20 protein-coding genes are annotated in these 17,743 nt (G+C 33.9%); 6 read left to right on the plus strand and 14 right to left on the minus strand.

What is annotated here, in order from left to right; all coding sequences use genetic code 11:
* The first annotated feature begins 22 nt into the window (after positions 1-22).
* Positions 23-1,063 carry a YkvI family membrane protein gene (locus AC0L0O_RS15170; protein ID WP_000370192.1) on the plus strand — a complete coding sequence of 347 codons (1,041 nt, stop codon included), beginning with the start codon at positions 23-25 and terminating at the stop codon, positions 1,061-1,063.
* Positions 1,064-1,099: 36 nt separating this feature from the next.
* On the opposite strand, the gene AC0L0O_RS15175 is transcribed toward AC0L0O_RS15170, so the two are convergent.
* The 5 genes from AC0L0O_RS15175 to AC0L0O_RS15195 form a co-directional block, all read right to left on the minus strand.
* A complete protein-coding gene (locus AC0L0O_RS15175) occupies positions 1,100-1,468 on the minus strand; it encodes a DUF3979 family protein (protein WP_000965073.1) in 369 nt (122 codons plus the stop codon).
* Positions 1,469-1,719: 251 nt separating this feature from the next.
* Positions 1,720-2,025, minus strand: coding sequence for a hypothetical protein (locus AC0L0O_RS15180; RefSeq protein ID WP_000539564.1), 306 nt, complete (start codon positions 2,023-2,025; stop codon positions 1,720-1,722).
* A gap of 202 nt (positions 2,026-2,227) precedes the next feature.
* Positions 2,228-4,210, minus strand: a complete 1,983-nt coding sequence (locus AC0L0O_RS15185) for a HAMP domain-containing methyl-accepting chemotaxis protein (RefSeq protein WP_000533104.1) — start codon at positions 4,208-4,210, stop codon at positions 2,228-2,230.
* 204 nt (positions 4,211-4,414) lie between these two features.
* The gene (gene rsgA / locus AC0L0O_RS15190; protein ID WP_001073056.1) at positions 4,415-5,464 is read right to left on the minus strand and encodes a ribosome small subunit-dependent GTPase A; all 1,050 of its coding nucleotides are present in this window, start codon (positions 5,462-5,464) and stop codon (positions 4,415-4,417) included.
* A 179-nt stretch (positions 5,465-5,643) separates the two neighbouring features.
* Positions 5,644-6,171, minus strand: a complete 528-nt coding sequence (locus AC0L0O_RS15195; protein ID WP_001018093.1) for a DinB family protein — start codon at positions 6,169-6,171, stop codon at positions 5,644-5,646.
* Between the two features lie 196 nt (positions 6,172-6,367).
* Between AC0L0O_RS15195 and AC0L0O_RS15200 the strand changes: the two genes are divergently transcribed.
* Complete coding sequence (locus tag AC0L0O_RS15200) at positions 6,368-6,715, plus strand: DUF4257 domain-containing protein (protein WP_000426313.1); 348 nt, start codon at positions 6,368-6,370, stop codon at positions 6,713-6,715.
* An 84-nt stretch (positions 6,716-6,799) separates the two neighbouring features.
* Complete coding sequence (locus AC0L0O_RS15205; RefSeq protein WP_000162601.1) at positions 6,800-7,024, plus strand: hypothetical protein; 225 nt, start codon at positions 6,800-6,802, stop codon at positions 7,022-7,024.
* A 187-nt stretch (positions 7,025-7,211) separates the two neighbouring features.
* Here the strand turns inward: AC0L0O_RS15205 and AC0L0O_RS15210 are convergent, their stop codons facing one another.
* Positions 7,212-8,387, minus strand: a complete 1,176-nt coding sequence (locus AC0L0O_RS15210) for an MFS transporter (protein WP_000832288.1) — start codon at positions 8,385-8,387, stop codon at positions 7,212-7,214.
* 48 nt (positions 8,388-8,435) lie between these two features.
* Entirely contained in the window at positions 8,436-9,371 is a 936-nt protein-coding gene (locus AC0L0O_RS15215; RefSeq protein WP_000877936.1) for an aldo/keto reductase, read from the minus strand.
* Between the two features lie 107 nt (positions 9,372-9,478).
* Here AC0L0O_RS15215 and AC0L0O_RS15220 point away from each other — a divergent pair, with 107 nt between their 5' ends.
* Positions 9,479-9,787, plus strand: a complete 309-nt coding sequence (locus AC0L0O_RS15220; RefSeq protein WP_001259894.1) for an ArsR/SmtB family transcription factor — start codon at positions 9,479-9,481, stop codon at positions 9,785-9,787.
* 40 nt (positions 9,788-9,827) lie between these two features.
* Here the strand turns inward: AC0L0O_RS15220 and AC0L0O_RS15225 are convergent, their stop codons facing one another.
* The 3 genes from AC0L0O_RS15225 to AC0L0O_RS15235 all read right to left on the minus strand — a co-directional run bounded on the left by AC0L0O_RS15225 (position 9,828) and on the right by AC0L0O_RS15235 (position 13,337).
* Entirely contained in the window at positions 9,828-10,778 is a 951-nt protein-coding gene (locus AC0L0O_RS15225; RefSeq protein ID WP_001089082.1) for a serine protease, read from the minus strand.
* Between the two features lie 274 nt (positions 10,779-11,052).
* Complete coding sequence (locus AC0L0O_RS15230; RefSeq protein WP_000648331.1) at positions 11,053-11,340, minus strand: AbrB/MazE/SpoVT family DNA-binding domain-containing protein; 288 nt, start codon at positions 11,338-11,340, stop codon at positions 11,053-11,055.
* A 116-nt stretch (positions 11,341-11,456) separates the two neighbouring features.
* Positions 11,457-13,337, minus strand: coding sequence for an FtsX-like permease family protein (locus AC0L0O_RS15235; protein WP_001026017.1), 1,881 nt, complete (start codon positions 13,335-13,337; stop codon positions 11,457-11,459).
* Between the two features lie 271 nt (positions 13,338-13,608).
* Between AC0L0O_RS15235 and nadE the strand changes: the two genes are divergently transcribed.
* On the plus strand, positions 13,609-14,427 hold the full coding sequence (gene nadE / locus AC0L0O_RS15240) for an ammonia-dependent NAD(+) synthetase (RefSeq protein WP_000174880.1): 819 nt from the start codon (positions 13,609-13,611) through the stop codon (positions 14,425-14,427).
* Positions 14,428-14,474: 47 nt separating this feature from the next.
* Here nadE and AC0L0O_RS15245 read toward each other — a convergent pair whose 3' ends face one another.
* The 4 genes from AC0L0O_RS15245 to AC0L0O_RS15260 form a co-directional block, all read right to left on the minus strand.
* Complete coding sequence (locus tag AC0L0O_RS15245; protein WP_000024996.1) at positions 14,475-14,936, minus strand: NUDIX hydrolase; 462 nt, start codon at positions 14,934-14,936, stop codon at positions 14,475-14,477.
* A 31-nt stretch (positions 14,937-14,967) separates the two neighbouring features.
* Positions 14,968-15,165 carry a DUF4083 domain-containing protein gene (locus AC0L0O_RS15250; RefSeq protein WP_001048092.1) on the minus strand — a complete coding sequence of 66 codons (198 nt, stop codon included), beginning with the start codon at positions 15,163-15,165 and terminating at the stop codon, positions 14,968-14,970.
* Positions 15,166-15,267: 102 nt separating this feature from the next.
* The gene (locus AC0L0O_RS15255) at positions 15,268-16,428 is read right to left on the minus strand and encodes a transglutaminase domain-containing protein (RefSeq protein WP_000520822.1); all 1,161 of its coding nucleotides are present in this window, start codon (positions 16,426-16,428) and stop codon (positions 15,268-15,270) included.
* 145 nt (positions 16,429-16,573) lie between these two features.
* A complete protein-coding gene (locus AC0L0O_RS15260) occupies positions 16,574-17,326 on the minus strand; it encodes a YwqG family protein (protein ID WP_473785847.1) in 753 nt (250 codons plus the stop codon).
* Positions 17,327-17,550: 224 nt separating this feature from the next.
* Here AC0L0O_RS15260 and AC0L0O_RS15265 point away from each other — a divergent pair, with 224 nt between their 5' ends.
* Positions 17,551-17,691, plus strand: coding sequence for a YjcZ family sporulation protein (locus AC0L0O_RS15265; RefSeq protein WP_000540419.1), 141 nt, complete (start codon positions 17,551-17,553; stop codon positions 17,689-17,691).
* Positions 17,692-17,743 lie beyond the last annotated feature (52 nt).

The raw sequence follows: 17,743 nt of genomic DNA on the forward strand, positions 1-17,743 counted from the left end.
TCGTAGTAGAAAGAGGGATAACATGGACAATCAACAATGGCAAGTAGCAAAGAAAGTCGCTGCTACTTATATTGGAACAGTCGTTGGAGCTGGATTTGCTACTGGACGAGAAATTGTTGAATTTTTTACAGTGAACGGATTTTATGGAACAATTGGCATATGTGTAAGTGGATTTTTTTTTATTTGGCTTGGCACAAAGATGATGTTACTTTCATCACAAATCGGTGCATTTTCAGCGCAGGAATTTAACAAATATTTATTTGGGGATGTATTTGGAAATGTGGTAAACACACTATTATTACTCGTATTATTCGGTGTAACGAGCGTTATGTTATCAGGAGCTGGGGCGGTATTTGAAGAGCAACTTCATTTACCAAGACAACTCGGTATTTTCATTACAGTGATCGCCTGTCTCATTATAAGTAGTCGCGGATTGCAGGGTGTTTTTGAAGTAAATACACTTGTCGTACCTATTATGATGATTTTTATTATCGGACTTGCTATTACAACTTTTATTCACGGTACAACACCTATTAGTAACACTATTCCTGCAGAAAGTTGGAATATGAAGTGGATAACTAGTCCTATTACATATGTCGCCTTAAATCTTTCTCTCGCCCAAAGCGTTCTCGTCCCGTTAGCCAGCGAAGTAAAAGACCGAAAAGCCATTTTATGGGGTGGTATTTTAGGTGGAGCAGGACTTTCTTTAATTTTATTATGCAGCCATTTAGCTATCTTATCAGTCGATCAATTTTATCAATATAATATCCCAATGGCTGAAGTCATCAGAAAATTCAATGCAACTTTTCACTTTTTCTTTGTTCTTATCATTTTCGGTGAAGTGTTCACAACTTTAGTTGGCAATGTGTTCGGCATGACAAAACAAATGCAATCCATCACCGGTTGGAAAAGTAACAATATTATTTTCTTCATTTTACTAATAAGCTATTGCTTTAGTTACGTTGGCTACAGTGAATTACTCCACATTCTATATCCTATAATCGGGTGGGTGAGCATCATTTTACTTCCGATTATTGCTTTTAAACAACTGCAAAAAACATAAAAGAAGCATCCATGTTATTGGATGCTTCTTTTATATTTATTCACAATCAGCACATACTTCCCAATACGGCCCCATTTCGAGTGCTAAATACGGCTTTAATTGCAACCGAATCATCCGACTAGGCATACGTTCTAAAACGAATTGAATCCCTTCTTCCTCTTCGTCTAATTCAACTTTTGAAATCGCAATTCTTTGCATAGTAGAAATAGGTATTCCCTCTTTATATAAAGTGATTTTCACCTCATCATATTCATTAAAATACAATTCAACACTCATTTGATCTTTCAACATTTCATCAACAATTTCATATTTATCATTTCGTTCCTGGATTATATATTTCCAGCCACCTTTACCTTCTTCTTTCGGAGCTGCTTGAAATAATGTCATCAAATCCTCGTATAGCATAAGATAACCCCTCTCTTACTAAAAAACGATGAGTATTTTATATACTCTTTATCTCTATCACTATCCATATGTATTGTACCATATATCAACGTTCTAACCGTATTCATTTGCTTCATAAGTATATAAAACACTTTATTCAGTCTTCATTATTATGTGGCTTACTTTATTACTTAATCCCCCTTAAATTTTAAACCTATTCCCAATCATTATTTGCTCACACCAAAAAAGGAGAGTGATTTACATCACTCTCCTTAAAAGAATTTCCCAGTAGCTGCTAACGCTAATACTAGTATTAGAATTGTAAATAATAATGATACTATAAAACTAAAAATAGGTAATGCTTTCTTTTCATTCTTCTTAAAGAGTAACTTTAAACTAAGAAAGATGTTTACTGGTACAAATATAAAATAAAAATATTTAACAATTTGCACTGAATTATTTGAAAGTGTTTTAAAAATAAACACTTCAATGAGAAAAACAATAAAAAATGAAATACTTAACCAAAATGAGACATAACTAAGCCAAGAATGTCTTTTTGTCCCCCAATACACTCCCATACGAATCTCCTTTTATTTGTATTCTATATGATTATAATTATACACAAAGTTAACAAATACCTCTATTTTTCGACAAATATTATACAAAATATATATTTAAACCTCATAAAAGTATTGTCCATTTCTATTTAATTTTACAAAAAAAAAAAAAAAACAGACTACTCCAATAGCATACTGCTATTTTGGAGTAGTCTGTTCTCTATTAAACTTTAAATCTTTCAATTAATACTTGTAACTCTTCAGCCATTTGAGAAAGCGTACCAGCTGCAGAACCAATTTCCTCCATCGAAGCTAATTGTTCTTCCGCTGATGCTGCAACGTTTTGAGTACTCGTCGCATTATTCTGCGCTGTCATTGCAATTTGCCCAACCGAAATAGACACTTCATTTGCACCTTTTGACATCCCGTTAGCTGTTTCAACCATCGTTTTAATTTGATCTGCAATTTCATTTGTAGATTGTAAAATCTCAGTAAAGTTTTGCTTCGTTTCATTCGCAATAACAAGTCCAGATTGAACTTCCTCATTTACATGACCCATAGACTTTACCGTCTTACTCATGTCATCTTGTATTTCACATATTAATTTACTAATTTCACTAGAAGACACGCTAGACTTCTCAGCCAATTTACGTACTTCATCTGCAACAATTGCAAATCCTCTTCCATGCTCTCCTGCTCTTGCAGCTTCAATTGCTGCATTCAAAGCTAGAAGGTTTGTTTGATCTGCAATATTTTGAATGACTTCTAGTATGTCACCAATTTGCTTTGATTTATTATTTAATAACTGTATAACTTCATCCGATTGTGAAACAGATTCTGCAATAGACTGCATTTGGTTTACTGTTTTTCCTACTAGTTTTCCACCATCTTCTGCTTTTTCACGAGTATGAGCAGAAGCCGTATTAATCGATGATGAACTATTTGCTACATGCTGAATTCCTTCTGTTACATCAAATAATAACATTGCACCATTTTCTACACTTGTCGTTTGCGTTGTTGCCCCGCTCGATATTTCATCCATTGCCATCGTAATTTGCTCAGTCGCTTCACTCGCCTGTCTTACACTTGCCGTGAGCTCTTCTGATGCTGCTGCAACATGTCCAGCCGAAGTATTGATTCTTCCGATTAACGTTCGCAACGCATCAGTCATCTCATTAAATCCTTTTGCAAGTTGACCAATTTCATCATTAGAATGAATATCAATTGTTTGCGTTAAATCTCCCTCACTTATTTCTTTAGAAGTGGCAACTAATCTTTTTAATGGCTTCGTAATAGAAAGTGTCACGAAATAAATAAGAGCCCCGCCTATAACTAATGAAATGAACATAACAATTAACATATTATAAAATACAGGCTGCGCAGCTTCAATTACTTCATTTGAGTACATCGTCCCGCCAATTTTCCAACCAGTTTTTACATTTGTAGCAAATACCATTTGCTTTTCGCTACCGTCATACGTATATGAAAAAGCACCATGATTATCTTCATAAATTTTCTTCGCCCAAGAATCAGCTGCTTTTTCTCCTGACTTCTCTTGAGGATGTGCAATTATTTTTTGTTTCCCATCTAAAATGAAAGCATATCCTTTTTTACCAATATTGATTAACTTTGTTGTTTTTAATAGGTTATCTAAACTTAAATCTATCGCTACAACACCGTTTTTATCTTCTGTTTGTTTTGCAATCGTTACGACAATATGTCCATTTCCTTTTGCTTTATACGGCTCAGTAATTACAATACCACCTTGTTTTGCTACTGCATCTTTATACCAAGAACGTTCTGTTGGATCATAGTCTGCCGCCATTTGTATATTTGGTTCTTGTACAAATTTTTTATCATTTCCAGCAACATATACTTGTTCAACATCTTTATTCAAGTTGATATATTGAGATAACATTTTTCTTAATTCATCTTGATTATCCCCTTGATACATATTACCTTGAATCACCCGTGCAAAATTATTTACATCATTAAATTTTGCCTCAATCATTTGATTAATTAAATTATCTAATATTTTTATATTGTCGTGAGCACTACTCGTAATTTGTGATTCAAAATTCTTTTTAGCTGTTTGATAAGACATGCCTCCGATAATAGAGACAGCCGCAATTAAAATGACGAAAAATGAAATTAGTAGTTTTTTTGCCACTTTCATATCACGAAACGAATTTAATAGTCTACCCATTACAAACCTCCTGCTTTTCAATTTCAAAAGTTAAATTTAGTGAACTATAAATATTTCCCATTCCCTAATTATTATTTTCATAACCTATTATGATGAATACTTTGTAAAGTTTAAACAATTAATTTCTCTTTGTCCATATATATGAATAATATTATTATAAAATTTACAAATACAAAAAGCCAAAGGGAATCACCCTTTGACTTTTCACATTTTTTTATGCTGTTTAGAAATCTTTTTCCACTTATCACGCTCTGCTCTTGCAAGAACAGCATCTTGTTTTCTCATAAAATAGGCTAGTTCTCTTTGTAATTTTTTATAACTTTGCAAACGATTTATCGTAATAATTCCGTTATCAATTGCCTTATGCACTGCACACCCTGGCTCATTTTCATGCTTGCAGTCCCTAAAACGGCACGTTTTTGCTAGTTCTTCAATATCAGAAAATGTTGTTTGAATCGCATCGCTTCCTTCCCAAAGCTGTAGCTCCCTCATACCAGGAGTATCAATAACTAAACTACCACTCGGTAATCGGAACAATTCACGATGAGTTGTCGTATGTCTTCCTTTACTATCTTCCTCACGAATATCACCCGTTTTTGCTACTTCAATTCCAATGAGTGCATTTAATAAAGTAGATTTTCCAACCCCGGATGAACCGACTAAAGCAATTGTTTTTCCTGAAGTAACAAATTGTTGCAACGATTCAATACCAGTATGCTCTAAACTATCAACGACGAAGATCGGAACACCAATTGCTACAGCTTCTGTTTCTACAATTTTCTGTTCCACGTCTTCACATAAGCTACTCTTTGTTAAAACAATAACTGGCATTGCACCACTTTCATATGCTAATAGTAAATAACGTTCTATTCTTCTTACGTTAAAATCATGGTTCAGTGCATTCACTAAAAATAGATAATCTACATTTGCTGCTATTACTTGTTCTTCCGTTCGAGTACCAGCCTCTTGCCTAGAAAAAGAGCTTCTTCTAGGAAAAATACGATGAATAATTGCCTTCTTTTCATTCTCTATTTTCTTTATATACACCCAATCACCAACCGCTGGATAATCACCCTTCGTTACTGCTTCATGCCGAAACTTACCAGACAGCTCTGCCATATATTCACCATCATTACAAATAATTCGATATATATGCTTATGCTCGAGTAAAATACGCCCTACTTCAAAGTTCTCTACAGCTTGTTCCTCAAAAAAAGAATCCCAGCCGAACGATTCTAAAATATTTTGATTCAAATTGATATCCTCCCTAGTGTATAAGCGGAAGGATCGTGCGCTCACTTATATAGTATCGCCCTTTCCATCCACCTTTGTATTTGGTTTATGATTCATATAAGTTATTTTCGCCATAATACATCACCCCGTTCTCATTTTAATTACTCTCATTATATGGAATATTTATTTAAAAAGCTACCTCATTTAACGTAATTTTCAAATAATTTATTTTTCATCATTCTAATTTGCCCACGGTGACTAATCTCATCTTCTAGCACGTGAAACCACAAATAGTACTGGTTATGCGCTACACCGTTAGGCCACTTTCTTTCTGACATTAGCCATGCATCATCTTGTTTACTCAAATACTTCAGGGATTCTTCTCGAACTTTTTGCAAAAGTTGTACATAATACTGTATTTCATGTCCGCGAATCGTTCTCCCCGATTCCCCTAAATACAGTGCGTCTTCCCATATTTCTAATTCTTCCTTTGTAAAGTCACGCTCTTCAAATGAAATAAGCTGATGTGCTTTTTCAATAGCTGCAATATGCTTTAATAAAGCTCCGATGGAATTCCCTCCACTTGGCATAATTGAATCTAATTGCTCAACTGATAGATTGTTTATTTCCTGTAATGTTACAGCCCTCGTATGCTCCAGCATGCTTACTAATTCCCCTATATGTTTTGTATAACCATCCACACTTCTTATTCGGTAATCTATATTCATATCACGCACCCCTTTCTGTATTCATATTAAGGAATAACAGCTTCATATAATAGACTCATATATATCAGATTTTTCTGTTATAATTAAATTGAATCCGTAATACCCCCAAACAAACTTTCTCAATATGCTTCTATGAAATATTAAAAGGAATCAATATAAAATAATCGAATCTTATTCACTAAAAGGAGTGGATTCGATGGAAATGTATCAATGGCTAACTGCTATACTCGTTGGTGGCATCACCGGTTTCGTTTCCCATCTAATCAATAACCAAGGTAAGTTATTGCTTCCACGCCGTTTGAAGACTTTTTTTCACTTTGGGTTTTTGACTGATATTTTCACTGGTAGTCTAGCTGCACTTCTTGGACTCGTTTTATTTGATGTCACCTTAATAAAAGAAATTATTAAAGTATCCATTGTGACTGCTATTTCCGGTCAGACTTTTTTACTACATCAAGCTCTTGGTGGCGAACAGGCTAAAAATACGCAAATCGGGAAAGCTGATGAGAAGATTCAAGAAATTGACAAATTATTGCGACGTTAGTCTATACTTTTTTTGAAAATTATTGCTATAATAAACAATAAATATTTTCTATTGCGTCGTTTGTCAGAAGAAAGGGTGTTTCGTATGACAAAAAAGAAAATAGAAGATTTCTTAACAGACACTGAAAAAGAGGAACTGCTAGAAAACTATAAATGTTTACGAGAAGCCCGCACAAAAAGCGAAGCTAACTATTTTGGAGAAGCAGTAAACCATCTATTAAATAAAGCTAAACAACGAATTATTAAAGATGCAGGCATACATGATGAAAATGCAGCAACTGTTCAATCAAAGAGAAAAGCACTGTTTTAGTTCATTAGCTAAAACAGTGCTTTTTATTATGTTATTTTTCACATTACTTTCACATCTATTTCACAATTATAAGTAGTCCTATATGTTATACTCAGTATATCCTTTTCCAAGGAACTATATGCCGATATATTAATCCCTATCTTTATAGGGATTTTTATTTTTGGGCTCTTTTTTATTTGTAAAGACTTTATGACGCAATTCCTGTTTCACGATTCTCAGTTAGTTTTTCACTTTTTCTAAACAGAAATAAAGCTAAAATATATAATAACGCAGTAAAACTACCTACAAATATAAAGTTGTGAGATGCTGCAAATAACATTCCTGCTATTGCCGCTCCAATCATTTGACCAATATACATAGAAGCATTAGCTAGAGCCGCTCCTGTTCCTCTTGCTACGATAGATATGTTTTGTAAGTGCCTCATCATTAATACAAACAAAATTCCTGTCACAAAAAACAAAACAAAGAATAATAACTCCACAATTATAATGTTGTTTACATGAGGAAGTGATGCATATAGAACTGCTATAAATATAATTCCACCATAGAATGAAAGGTTATAACCAATTTTATTTACGATTCTATGTCCAAAAATATTACCAGTTAAATTTCCTAATCCTAATACGAGCATAGCTGTGCCTATTTCATGAATTTGCAAGCCAAATTGAATAGACAGCCACACACCGAAGAATGAAAATGCAGCAAAATTACCAGTTTGAAAAACAAAATATGCAAAATAAGAAAGTGAAACCTTAGAATCTGAAAGTAATTGTTTATAGCGCTTTAAGATATTTGTTTTATTTTCCCTTATATGAACCGGTTGTATTTCTGGTAATACTCCATAAATAAGAATAACAAGTAGTGCTGATAATATACCAATGATGAAGAATGGTGTTGTATAGTGTATCATTGCTAAATATGATCCAACTGGCAGTCCTAAAATTTGAGAGAGTGACAATCCTGCTGTTGCAATCCCAATTGCCTTTACAATTTGTTCCTTCTCTATAAGCAGTGGAATAGATGCCCACACTTGTGGAGATACAAAGGCTGCACTTACACCTGCTAAAAATCTAAATATTAACATCCATAGAAAACTCGGTGCAATTCCACATAAAAACGTACTTAACGCAAAAAAACTCATTCCTATTACCATCACTTTTTTTCTGTTTATACTATCTGATATAGGACCAGCGATAAGTGCAAATGCAGCATATCCTAAAGCATATGAACTCACCATCCACCCTGACAACTCAGTTGAAATATGATACACCTGTTGTAATGTGGGTAAAAGTGGTGAAATTAAGAAAGTATCTGTACCGATCATAAACATGATTGTAAAGAATACAGCTAGTACTCTTTTCATTTAAATCTTCTCCTTTTATATAAAAAAAGGGAACTATCCCTCCTTCAACTAATCTTCTAAAATAGATTCAATCTCTTTCATGACATTTTCATTCAATGAAACTTCCACAGCTCTTACACTTTCTCTTATTTGCTCCGCTCTTTTCCCACCAGGAATAACAGTATCAATTCCTTTTTTATTTAATAGCCATGCTAATGCTAAATGCGATACTTCGACAGCCTCTTCTTTAGCTACGCCTTTTAACTTCTCAACTTTTTTAAAGTTACTCTTATATGTATTTTCTTCAAATAGATTTACACTTTGACGCCAGTCTCCTTCGTTCAATTTAAAATCTTCTGTATATTTACCACCTAATATCCCAAAAGCAAGAGGCCCGTAAGGGATAAATGAAATACCTGATTCTATACAATATGGCAAAAGTTCTTCCCCTGCAGTACGATCCAACATATTATACGGTGATTGTACAACATCTATGTGTCCGTGCTGATTCGCTTCTTTTAATTGCTCTACGTTTACGTTAGATATTCCAATTGAACGAATTTTCCCTTCTTCTTTTAGGCGAGTAAGTTCTCCAATTGAATCTATATAACTTGTTTCTGGATTTGTAAAATGTAAATAATATAAATCAATATAATCAGTTTGTAATCTTCGTAAGCTATTTTCCACAGCATTTCTTAAATAGCTTCGTTCATTATTTATATACACCTCTCCATTTAATAGCGGCTGTATTCCACCTTTTGTAGCAAGTACAATTTCGTGGCGTTTTCCTTTCAATACTTCTCCTACTAATTCCTCTGATCTACCGAAACCGTATGAATCTGCTGTATCAAAAAATGTAATCCCTTGCCCCATAGCTTCTTCTATTAATTGTTTTCCTTCTTCCTCATTCACATCAGCATATAAATTATGCCCCCCTACAGCATTTGTTCCTAACCCCAACTTTGAAATATGTAGTCCTGCCTTTTGCAATTTTGTATACTTCATTTTTTCTCCCCCTATATTTCTATTGTTCGAATATATTCGAACAATAGAAATATACCACTTTATATGTTATAGTGCAAATATAATAACTTATACGAGCAGGTGAAAAAATGCGTACTCTCTATCATCCAAATCGAGAAGAAATTCAATTTTCTTCTATTTTATATGCACTTAGTGATCAAATTCGTTTACAAATTGTAACTATGCTACTAGAGAAAAATGAACAATCTTGTGGTGCGTTAAATATTCCAATTGCGAAATCAACTTTATCTCACCATTTCAAAGTATTACGTGAATCTGGTGTTATGTATACACGCCTTGAAGGCACACAACGCTTCATTTCAATTCGTGAAGATGACTTAAATGCTAGATTCCCCGGTTTATTAGATGTCATAATACATGCAACAGAACCATACTAAAAAACATCTCATAAAAATATGAGATGTTTTTTAGTAATTGTTATTCTTTCAATAAATCTATTAATCCATTCCCTTCAGATGTACGTTCATATCCTAAAGGTACAGTTCTTTTAATAAGTTGTGCATATATTTCTGGTTCTGATAACTTTCTACCATATTCCCTTTCACACTGCTTTATGAGCAATGCCAGCGCTCCAGCGACATGCGGTGTGGCCATAGAAGTTCCACTTAATACCGCATATTTCCCCTCAGGATACGTAGATAATATTCCATCGCCTGGTGCCACTAAATCAATTTCTTGATTTGAATTACTAAAACATGCGATTTTCCGCTCTAAATTGACGGCACCGACTTCAATTACTTCTGAGTATGCACCTGGGAAATCTAGTTCCTCCGTATTATCATTACAATCTCCATTATTTCCAGCAGCACATACGACGAGAACATCTTGCTTTACCGCATTTTGAATTGCCTCATGTAATTCTGGAACGTCTTGTGGGCCACCAAGTGACATGGAAATGACTCTAACTCTTTCTTTATTAGGTCCTCTCCAATTTACAGCATAATGAATTGCCTCAATAATTTGCTCATAACTTCCAGAACCATCTCCTGCTAAAACCTTTAACACTAACATTTTAGCGAGTGGTGCGACCCCTAAAACACCTACACTATTTTCAGTCGCTGCAATTGTCCCCGCTACATGAGTACCGTGTCCGTTATTATCAAGATATATATTTGGATCTCCTTCGTAATCTTTCGTGAAATTTCTTCCGCCGATAATACGATCCTTTAAATCTATATGATTCATATCACACCCTGTATCTAATACGGCAACAACAATATCTTTTCCTTTGGCACTCTTCTCCCATACTTGTGGAGCATGAATGAGTTGTACACCTGGTGGAATTTCATTTACTTGTTCAACTACCTTATCTACTGTAAAAGGAATCAATTGTATACCTTTTTGTTTATTCACTGTACTACTGTTCATCGTAATCCCTCCTGAAAATATATTATTTTCATTTCAGACCACTTTTGAAAATGCTTACATGTAACATTCGTTTTAGTTGTTTCGTTTTCCTTCCTTAAAAATATTTCTCAATAAGGCTTACGAAATTTATACTACTCTTTTATTTATCTCGTAATTTGTAGACACCAAAAATCCGATTGGTACAACCAATAACCAAAATAAAAGGACCACTAAATTGGTCCTTTTATTGTCTTTAAAGAATGATATGAAATTTTTAAAATAATATAAATTAAGACTAAACCTCACTCTTGTTTAAAAACTTCTCTATTTCTTTTATTAAATATTTCGCTCCATCTATACTAACAGTAATGTTTCCATTTGCTAATGATATGTTTTGATTTGAAACATCACCTGTTATTTGACAAGCATTGTAAGGTTGATATTTTTGTAAAATGACTTTGTCTTCTTCTACGAAAATTTCAAGCGGTGATTTGATTTGTATTCCCAATACATCACGTAATTCTTTAGGAATAACAATTCGTCCTAATTCGTCTACTTTTCGAATAACTCCTGTTGCTTTCATATTACTTCCTCCCTTACTTTTTATTAAATTTTCCACCTCGCTTTTTCCATTTTATCACTTTTTGGTAATACCTTCCTCTTTTTAGAAAATTTTGTACTCAAGTTAAAAAAACACATTTAACGAATATATAATCTCTCTTTCAATTGTTTTAAATAACGAGATCGAATCAGTAAGAAATATACAACTTGAATTCCTACGAAAATACTTAATACAATCGTATTTTCTTTAAATAGTGAGTACTCAAACATCTGCCCGAGTGCAGTTAACGCTACTGCCCCGTGTAATGTTGCAACACCTATTGGAACAAAGAATAAAAGTCCCAATCGGATTGTAACTACTTTCGATAATTCTCCGCTCGTTAAGCCTACTTTTCGAATCATTTCAAACAAACGAGTATCATCCTCCAAATCAGAAAACAAACGGAAATAAAGGAAGCTTCCTGCACATACGAAAAATACAATACCGATAAAGAAACCTACAAATAGAATTGGTCCTGCAATTTGTAAACTTTGGTTTTGTGCGTACTCTTCTGCACTAAACGTTGCATGTTCTTCATAAGGTTTCATCTGATGTGTTAGTTCTTTACCAACCTCAATTTCATCTTTCGTTCCTTCTGTTTTGTATACATAATTTTTTTCCTCTTTAAATCCATCTTGTAATGCATCATACTGCTTGTTAGAGATTACATAAACGTTACCTCTTATTATTTTACTTAATGAAGAAGTATTAACTTTTTTCACTTTTAAAGGTTCATTCAAATGTGGCAACGTAATTTCTTTTCTTTCTTTCATCGGTGGTCCCGGTATATCGACTGACAAAAATAAAACTTCTTTTTTAGATACTACATGAAAGGATTCTCCTGTTAACTTTGCATATTTCTTATAGTCTGATTCCTTTATAAAAGTGGCGCTTCTTAACGACTGCTCCTCCGTTTTCTTCGTCGAAATATTAGTTTTTGAAGCCTCTATACTATGTTTCTTTAATCCTTCGTCAATCATCTTCAAATGCTGTAATTCATTACTATTTCCTTGCTTGGAGTGATAATGAAATGCAATTGGCTTCTCCATAATCTTCTTTGTCATTGATGTAAAGCCAACTAATGTACCTATTGCTGAAAATGCTACAGTTGAAATTATCGTTACAATAAAGAACATTCTTGCGTTATCCCTCATACGGTAAGCTAAATCTGACAACGTAATAATATTTGTCTGTGTCCAATAAAAACGTTTACTTTTTTTACATAATCTAATAATAAAAACACTCAACTGCTTGTACAGCAAATACGTACCAATAATGACTACCGTTGTAACAGGGATCATCATGAAAAATACCATTGCACCGTGTGACATAAGCGCTCCTGCATATCCGGCACAAAGCAATATAACTGCTAATATAGAAGAAATAATGGATGCTTTCGGTTCTGGCTTCGCTTCTGCTGATCCTCTAAACAATTTCATAATTTTATTTTTTCGAATCATTCCTGCACTAAACAATGAAATGATCATAAATAATACGAAAAACATAATACTCGTTACAACAATAGCTTTCATTGGAAGGTAATAGGGTAATGAAATATCTAACTTTAATATCATTGGAGCTATAAATATTAATATTCCGGAAAATAGCATTCCAGCAAGTATCCCAAAAATAATTGCCCCTATTCCAATCATAATATTTTCAAAAAAGATAAGACGCTTTAATTGATATTTCGTCATACCTAACATCATTAAAATTCCTAATTCACGCTTTCTCGTTTTTAAAAACATTCCCATCGAATATAAAATAAAGAAAAATGTAAATAAGTAAATAATGGACTGTGCAAAAGACATACTTACGAACACATATCGTCCCAATTCTCCAGCGCTTAATGCCGGATGAAACGCAAAAAACGAATAAACAAAAAAGGCCATAATAGCAAATGCACTACTTAAAAAATATGCTGAATATGTTCGTCTATTTCGCGTCACATTCCGATATGCGAGTTCTCTAATATTCATATTACTTCTCCGCCCTTCTACTAACTATGTTCTTATATTAGTAAAGTACGGAAATACCTTCCATCGATTCAAATGACAAAAACCTTACATTATTGAAAGGTTTCAAAAAAATTGCTTAAACGATGCAGTTTCATTATAATGACTACATTCATATTCATACACACATCCTATTGTATATTCGTTAATTTTGCGAAATAATAAAGGATAGAAGTATGTACCAATATACATATAAACTTATTTATCGCTTTAATATGAATAGGAGGAAAACATAATGACATTGCAAGAACAGATTATGAAAGCATTACACGTTCAACCTGTAATTGATCCGAAAGCAGAAATCCGTAAACGTGTTGATTTCTTAAAAGATTATGTAAAAAAAACAGGTGCGAAAGGATTTGTACTTGGAATTAGTGGCGGACAAGACTCTACATTAGCTGGACGTTTAGCTCAGCTTGCAGTGGAGGAAATTCGTAATGAAGGTGGTAACGCAACGTTTATCGCCGTGCGCCTTCCTTATAAAGTGCAAAAAGACGAAGATGATGCGCAATTAGCATTACAATTTATTCAAGCTGATCAATCTGTTGCATTTGATATCGCTTCAACTGTTGATGCTTTCTCAAATCAATACGAAAACTTATTAGATGAATCGTTAACAGATTTCAATAAAGGTAACGTGAAAGCACGTATCCGCATGGTTACACAATATGCAATCGGTGGACAAAAAGGGCTCCTTGTTATCGGAACAGATCACGCTGCAGAAGCTGTAACAGGATTCTTTACAAAATTCGGAGATGGTGGTGCAGACCTATTACCATTAACGGGATTAACGAAACGCCAAGGACGCGCTCTATTACAAGAATTAGGTGCGGACGAGCGACTTTACTTAAAAATGCCAACAGCTGATCTATTAGATGAAAAACCAGGTCAAGCTGATGAAACAGAGTTAGGTATTACGTATGATCAACTTGATGACTATTTAGAAGGTAAAACAGTTCCATCTGACGTTGCAGAAAAAATCGAAAAACGTTACACAGTAAGCGAACATAAAAGACACGTACCAGCTTCAATGTTTGATGATTGGTGGAAATAAATAACACATAAAAAAGAAGCTAATCTCATTAGCTTCTTTTTTATATGTTAACGATATACCCCTACCCTTTTCTCCAATAAATCTTGCAGGCAATCTTCATGCTGTTTACAAAATAACGGTGGCATGTCGTCTAACGGGAAAAACTTCAAATCCAACGTTTCATCACCATCTACTTTTTTGTCGCCTCCAACTATTGAGCATGAAAAACACATCACAATTGACTGCGCCTTGTCTCCATTTGGATATGATTGAAAATATTTTGTATACACTCCAATAAGTTCATTTATTTCTACATCATACCCGGTTTCTTCTTTTATTTCTCGAATTGCAGTTTCCGCAGCCGATTCTCCTATCTCCATTGCGCCCCCTGGAAAGCCCCAAGCGTTAAAGTCGCCTCTTTTTTGCAGTAATACTTCTCCTTCTTTATTAAATACACAACCACCAGCAAAGTTTAAGAAAACATAATCATGCCCTACTTTTTCGCGTAATTCTTTTATATAATTGGCCATTCTCTTTCCCCTTTTCATACTTCTTTTATCGCTATTCCTTATCTTTTTCAAGCAATTCAATAATTCGATCTAGCTTCTGATTCATATGCATCACTTGTTGTTTTTTTGCAGCACTGCTTTGCAATACTCTTTTAATGAACAAAGTAAATGATAGGAAAAACAAAACGATAAGTCCGATTACTAAACAAGTATATATCAATGTAAAAATATCACTCTCGAACAAATTCATTTAGATTCCACATCCTTCCTCCTTTCATTTTATCATATAATTCTGATTTTTGCGGTAATATATAAAAAAAGAGCATCCTTTACAGATGCTCTCTTTAACCGATTAATACGTAAATGTAATTGTCGCTAATGAATAATCTGCCATAGCACTATATGGTGCTACTTGATAAGATACACGCTTTGCACCTTTTGGCCAGTTTATTTCATTTAACACTTTCTTTATATCTTGCATTGTTCCATCCATGGATTGCTTATAACGTACTTCTACCTTCTCTGGCTTAGAAGCGAATTGTTGCTGTAATTTTTTCTTAAATTCACTGTAATTGTCTGCCCCGTATTGCGCAGACAAATATTTTAAATTTGTTTCTTTTAACATTTGTTCATATGTAGCTGTTTTTGAACTACCAGCTTTTATTTTGTTTGTTAATTCATTAAAGTAGCTTGTAGTTGCTGCTGGATATTTACTACGATCCCAGTCGTGATCTTTACTTAATTGTTCGTCAGACATATTAAAATATGAATGTGTTACGCGCCCAGCTTTATCTGGTACTGGATCATCGAATGTCGTATCAAGATGATACCATTTGTTTTCAATGTTTACTAAATTCCATGCATGAGCTTGTCCATTTCCTGTACCTGTTACAATATGGTTTTGGATACCTGCTTCTTTTAGTAATTCATATGTTAATAACGTATATCCTTGGCACACAGCAGAGCGATTCGCTAACGCTTCATATGCTGTATATGCTTGATACGACGTGTCATACGATACATGTTTTACAACGTAATCATGAATAGCTTTTACTTTCTCATGCTCATCCATCCCTGGTTTTACAATCGATCCGATAATTGCTTTTGCCTGAGATTTTACATATTGTGTTTGCTCTTTTGATTCACGGTACTTCACTTGCAGTGTAAACGTATAGTTTCCTGGTAACCCTTTAATAGAATATCTAGTAGAAGCTACATTATATTTTACATACTCATCTGCATCTACAATTTTATTAAACTCGCCATACAATTGATCCATAATATTTCTAGCATTTCTATCTTTTGTTTTATATGTGATTGTAATATTTTCTTCTCGATTATCAATCTGTTTTTTTAATTCTTTTTTGAAATCATTTAACAACTTTGCATCTGATTGTGATGTCGCTACAGTTGGATTCGTAGCTGCATAAGATACCGATGACGCGTGTAAGCCCCCCATTACTATAGTTGAACAAAGTGCGGCAGCTCTCACATACTTACTTGTCTTTCCCATCTCGTCACTCCTTATATTCTATAACTATACGAAAAAGTATCGTATAGTTTCAGAGTATACAATACTTTTTCGTATAGGTCATATGAGATTATGCATATTTAACATTGTAAAAAGGTTGTTCTTTTTACAAGAACAACCTTCTTCATTAACAAGTTTGTAATACACAACATGAGTTTTCAAAACGTCGATTTTTCAAGTCTTCATTTCCAATACAGAAATAAAGCATTCCTAAATCTCCCCACATCATATTACAATTTTTAGTATCTGAATCAATTTGGAATAAAAGCGTCATTTGCTGCGGATCTATGTCCATATATTGTCCAGTCTCGTACAATACCTCATCTTGTACAGAGAATGGCTCACCAAACATTTGATGGTTATCATAGTTGTCTGGGATTAGCTCTTCAAGTAATTGCAAGAAACGGTCTGAATCAGCCTCATCTTCAATGAAAAGCTCTGGCAATTTATACGTTAATTCAAAAGTAATTGCACACTGGTTATAATTCGTTTGCAATTCATCTGCTCTTCGTAATTGCTCTACAGGAACATCATAATAAAGCACACGCCCCGCTCCAGTTGGATTCACATCTTCTTCAAAGTAATTTTCCACGGTAAAGAAATATAACATCCCCGTCTTAGGAAGATCGTGATTCATACCAATATTTTGTAAATCATTTAAATTAAATTGAGCGATAAACTGTAACGGATTTCCTTTGTGCATTGGGTATTCAAATGCACATGGCAAATCAGGAATTCCTCCCATTTTCGAACTACCTATCGCAACAGTTTCCTCCTGCTTTGGCACAACTTTCACACAAGGAAATACAGTGCTAATAAGTTCCTCTTTTAAATGTGTCAGCCCATATTTATCAATTAAAACTTCAATTTGTTTATTCATACATTCTCCTTATATTTACATACTTATTTGTATCATCGCACAAAAATTATACTCCATTCTTTGTAAAAACAACAAGCCTCCAAAAAAACGGGCTCATCCTCCATACGCGAACAAGTTAAAAAAAGCATAGTATACATTGTTCCTACAAACACGATAGTTCATTATTTCTTCCAGTACATTTTCCCCTCATTCATTTTTATTTTTAATTTAAGGAGGAATTCCACATGGGTTACGGATATAGTTGCTGTGGTTACGGATATGGTGGCGGCGGTTGTGGTTATGGAGGTTTCGCTTTATTAATCGTTTTATTCATCCTTCTAATCATCATCGGAGCTAGCTGTTGGGGCGGCTTTGTAGGCTGCTAGTAAATTTAAAAACTATTGTAAAAAAGCACGTACAATACGTGCTTTTTTGCCA

The organism is Bacillus sp. GS3m_15504, from assembly GCF_055825275.1.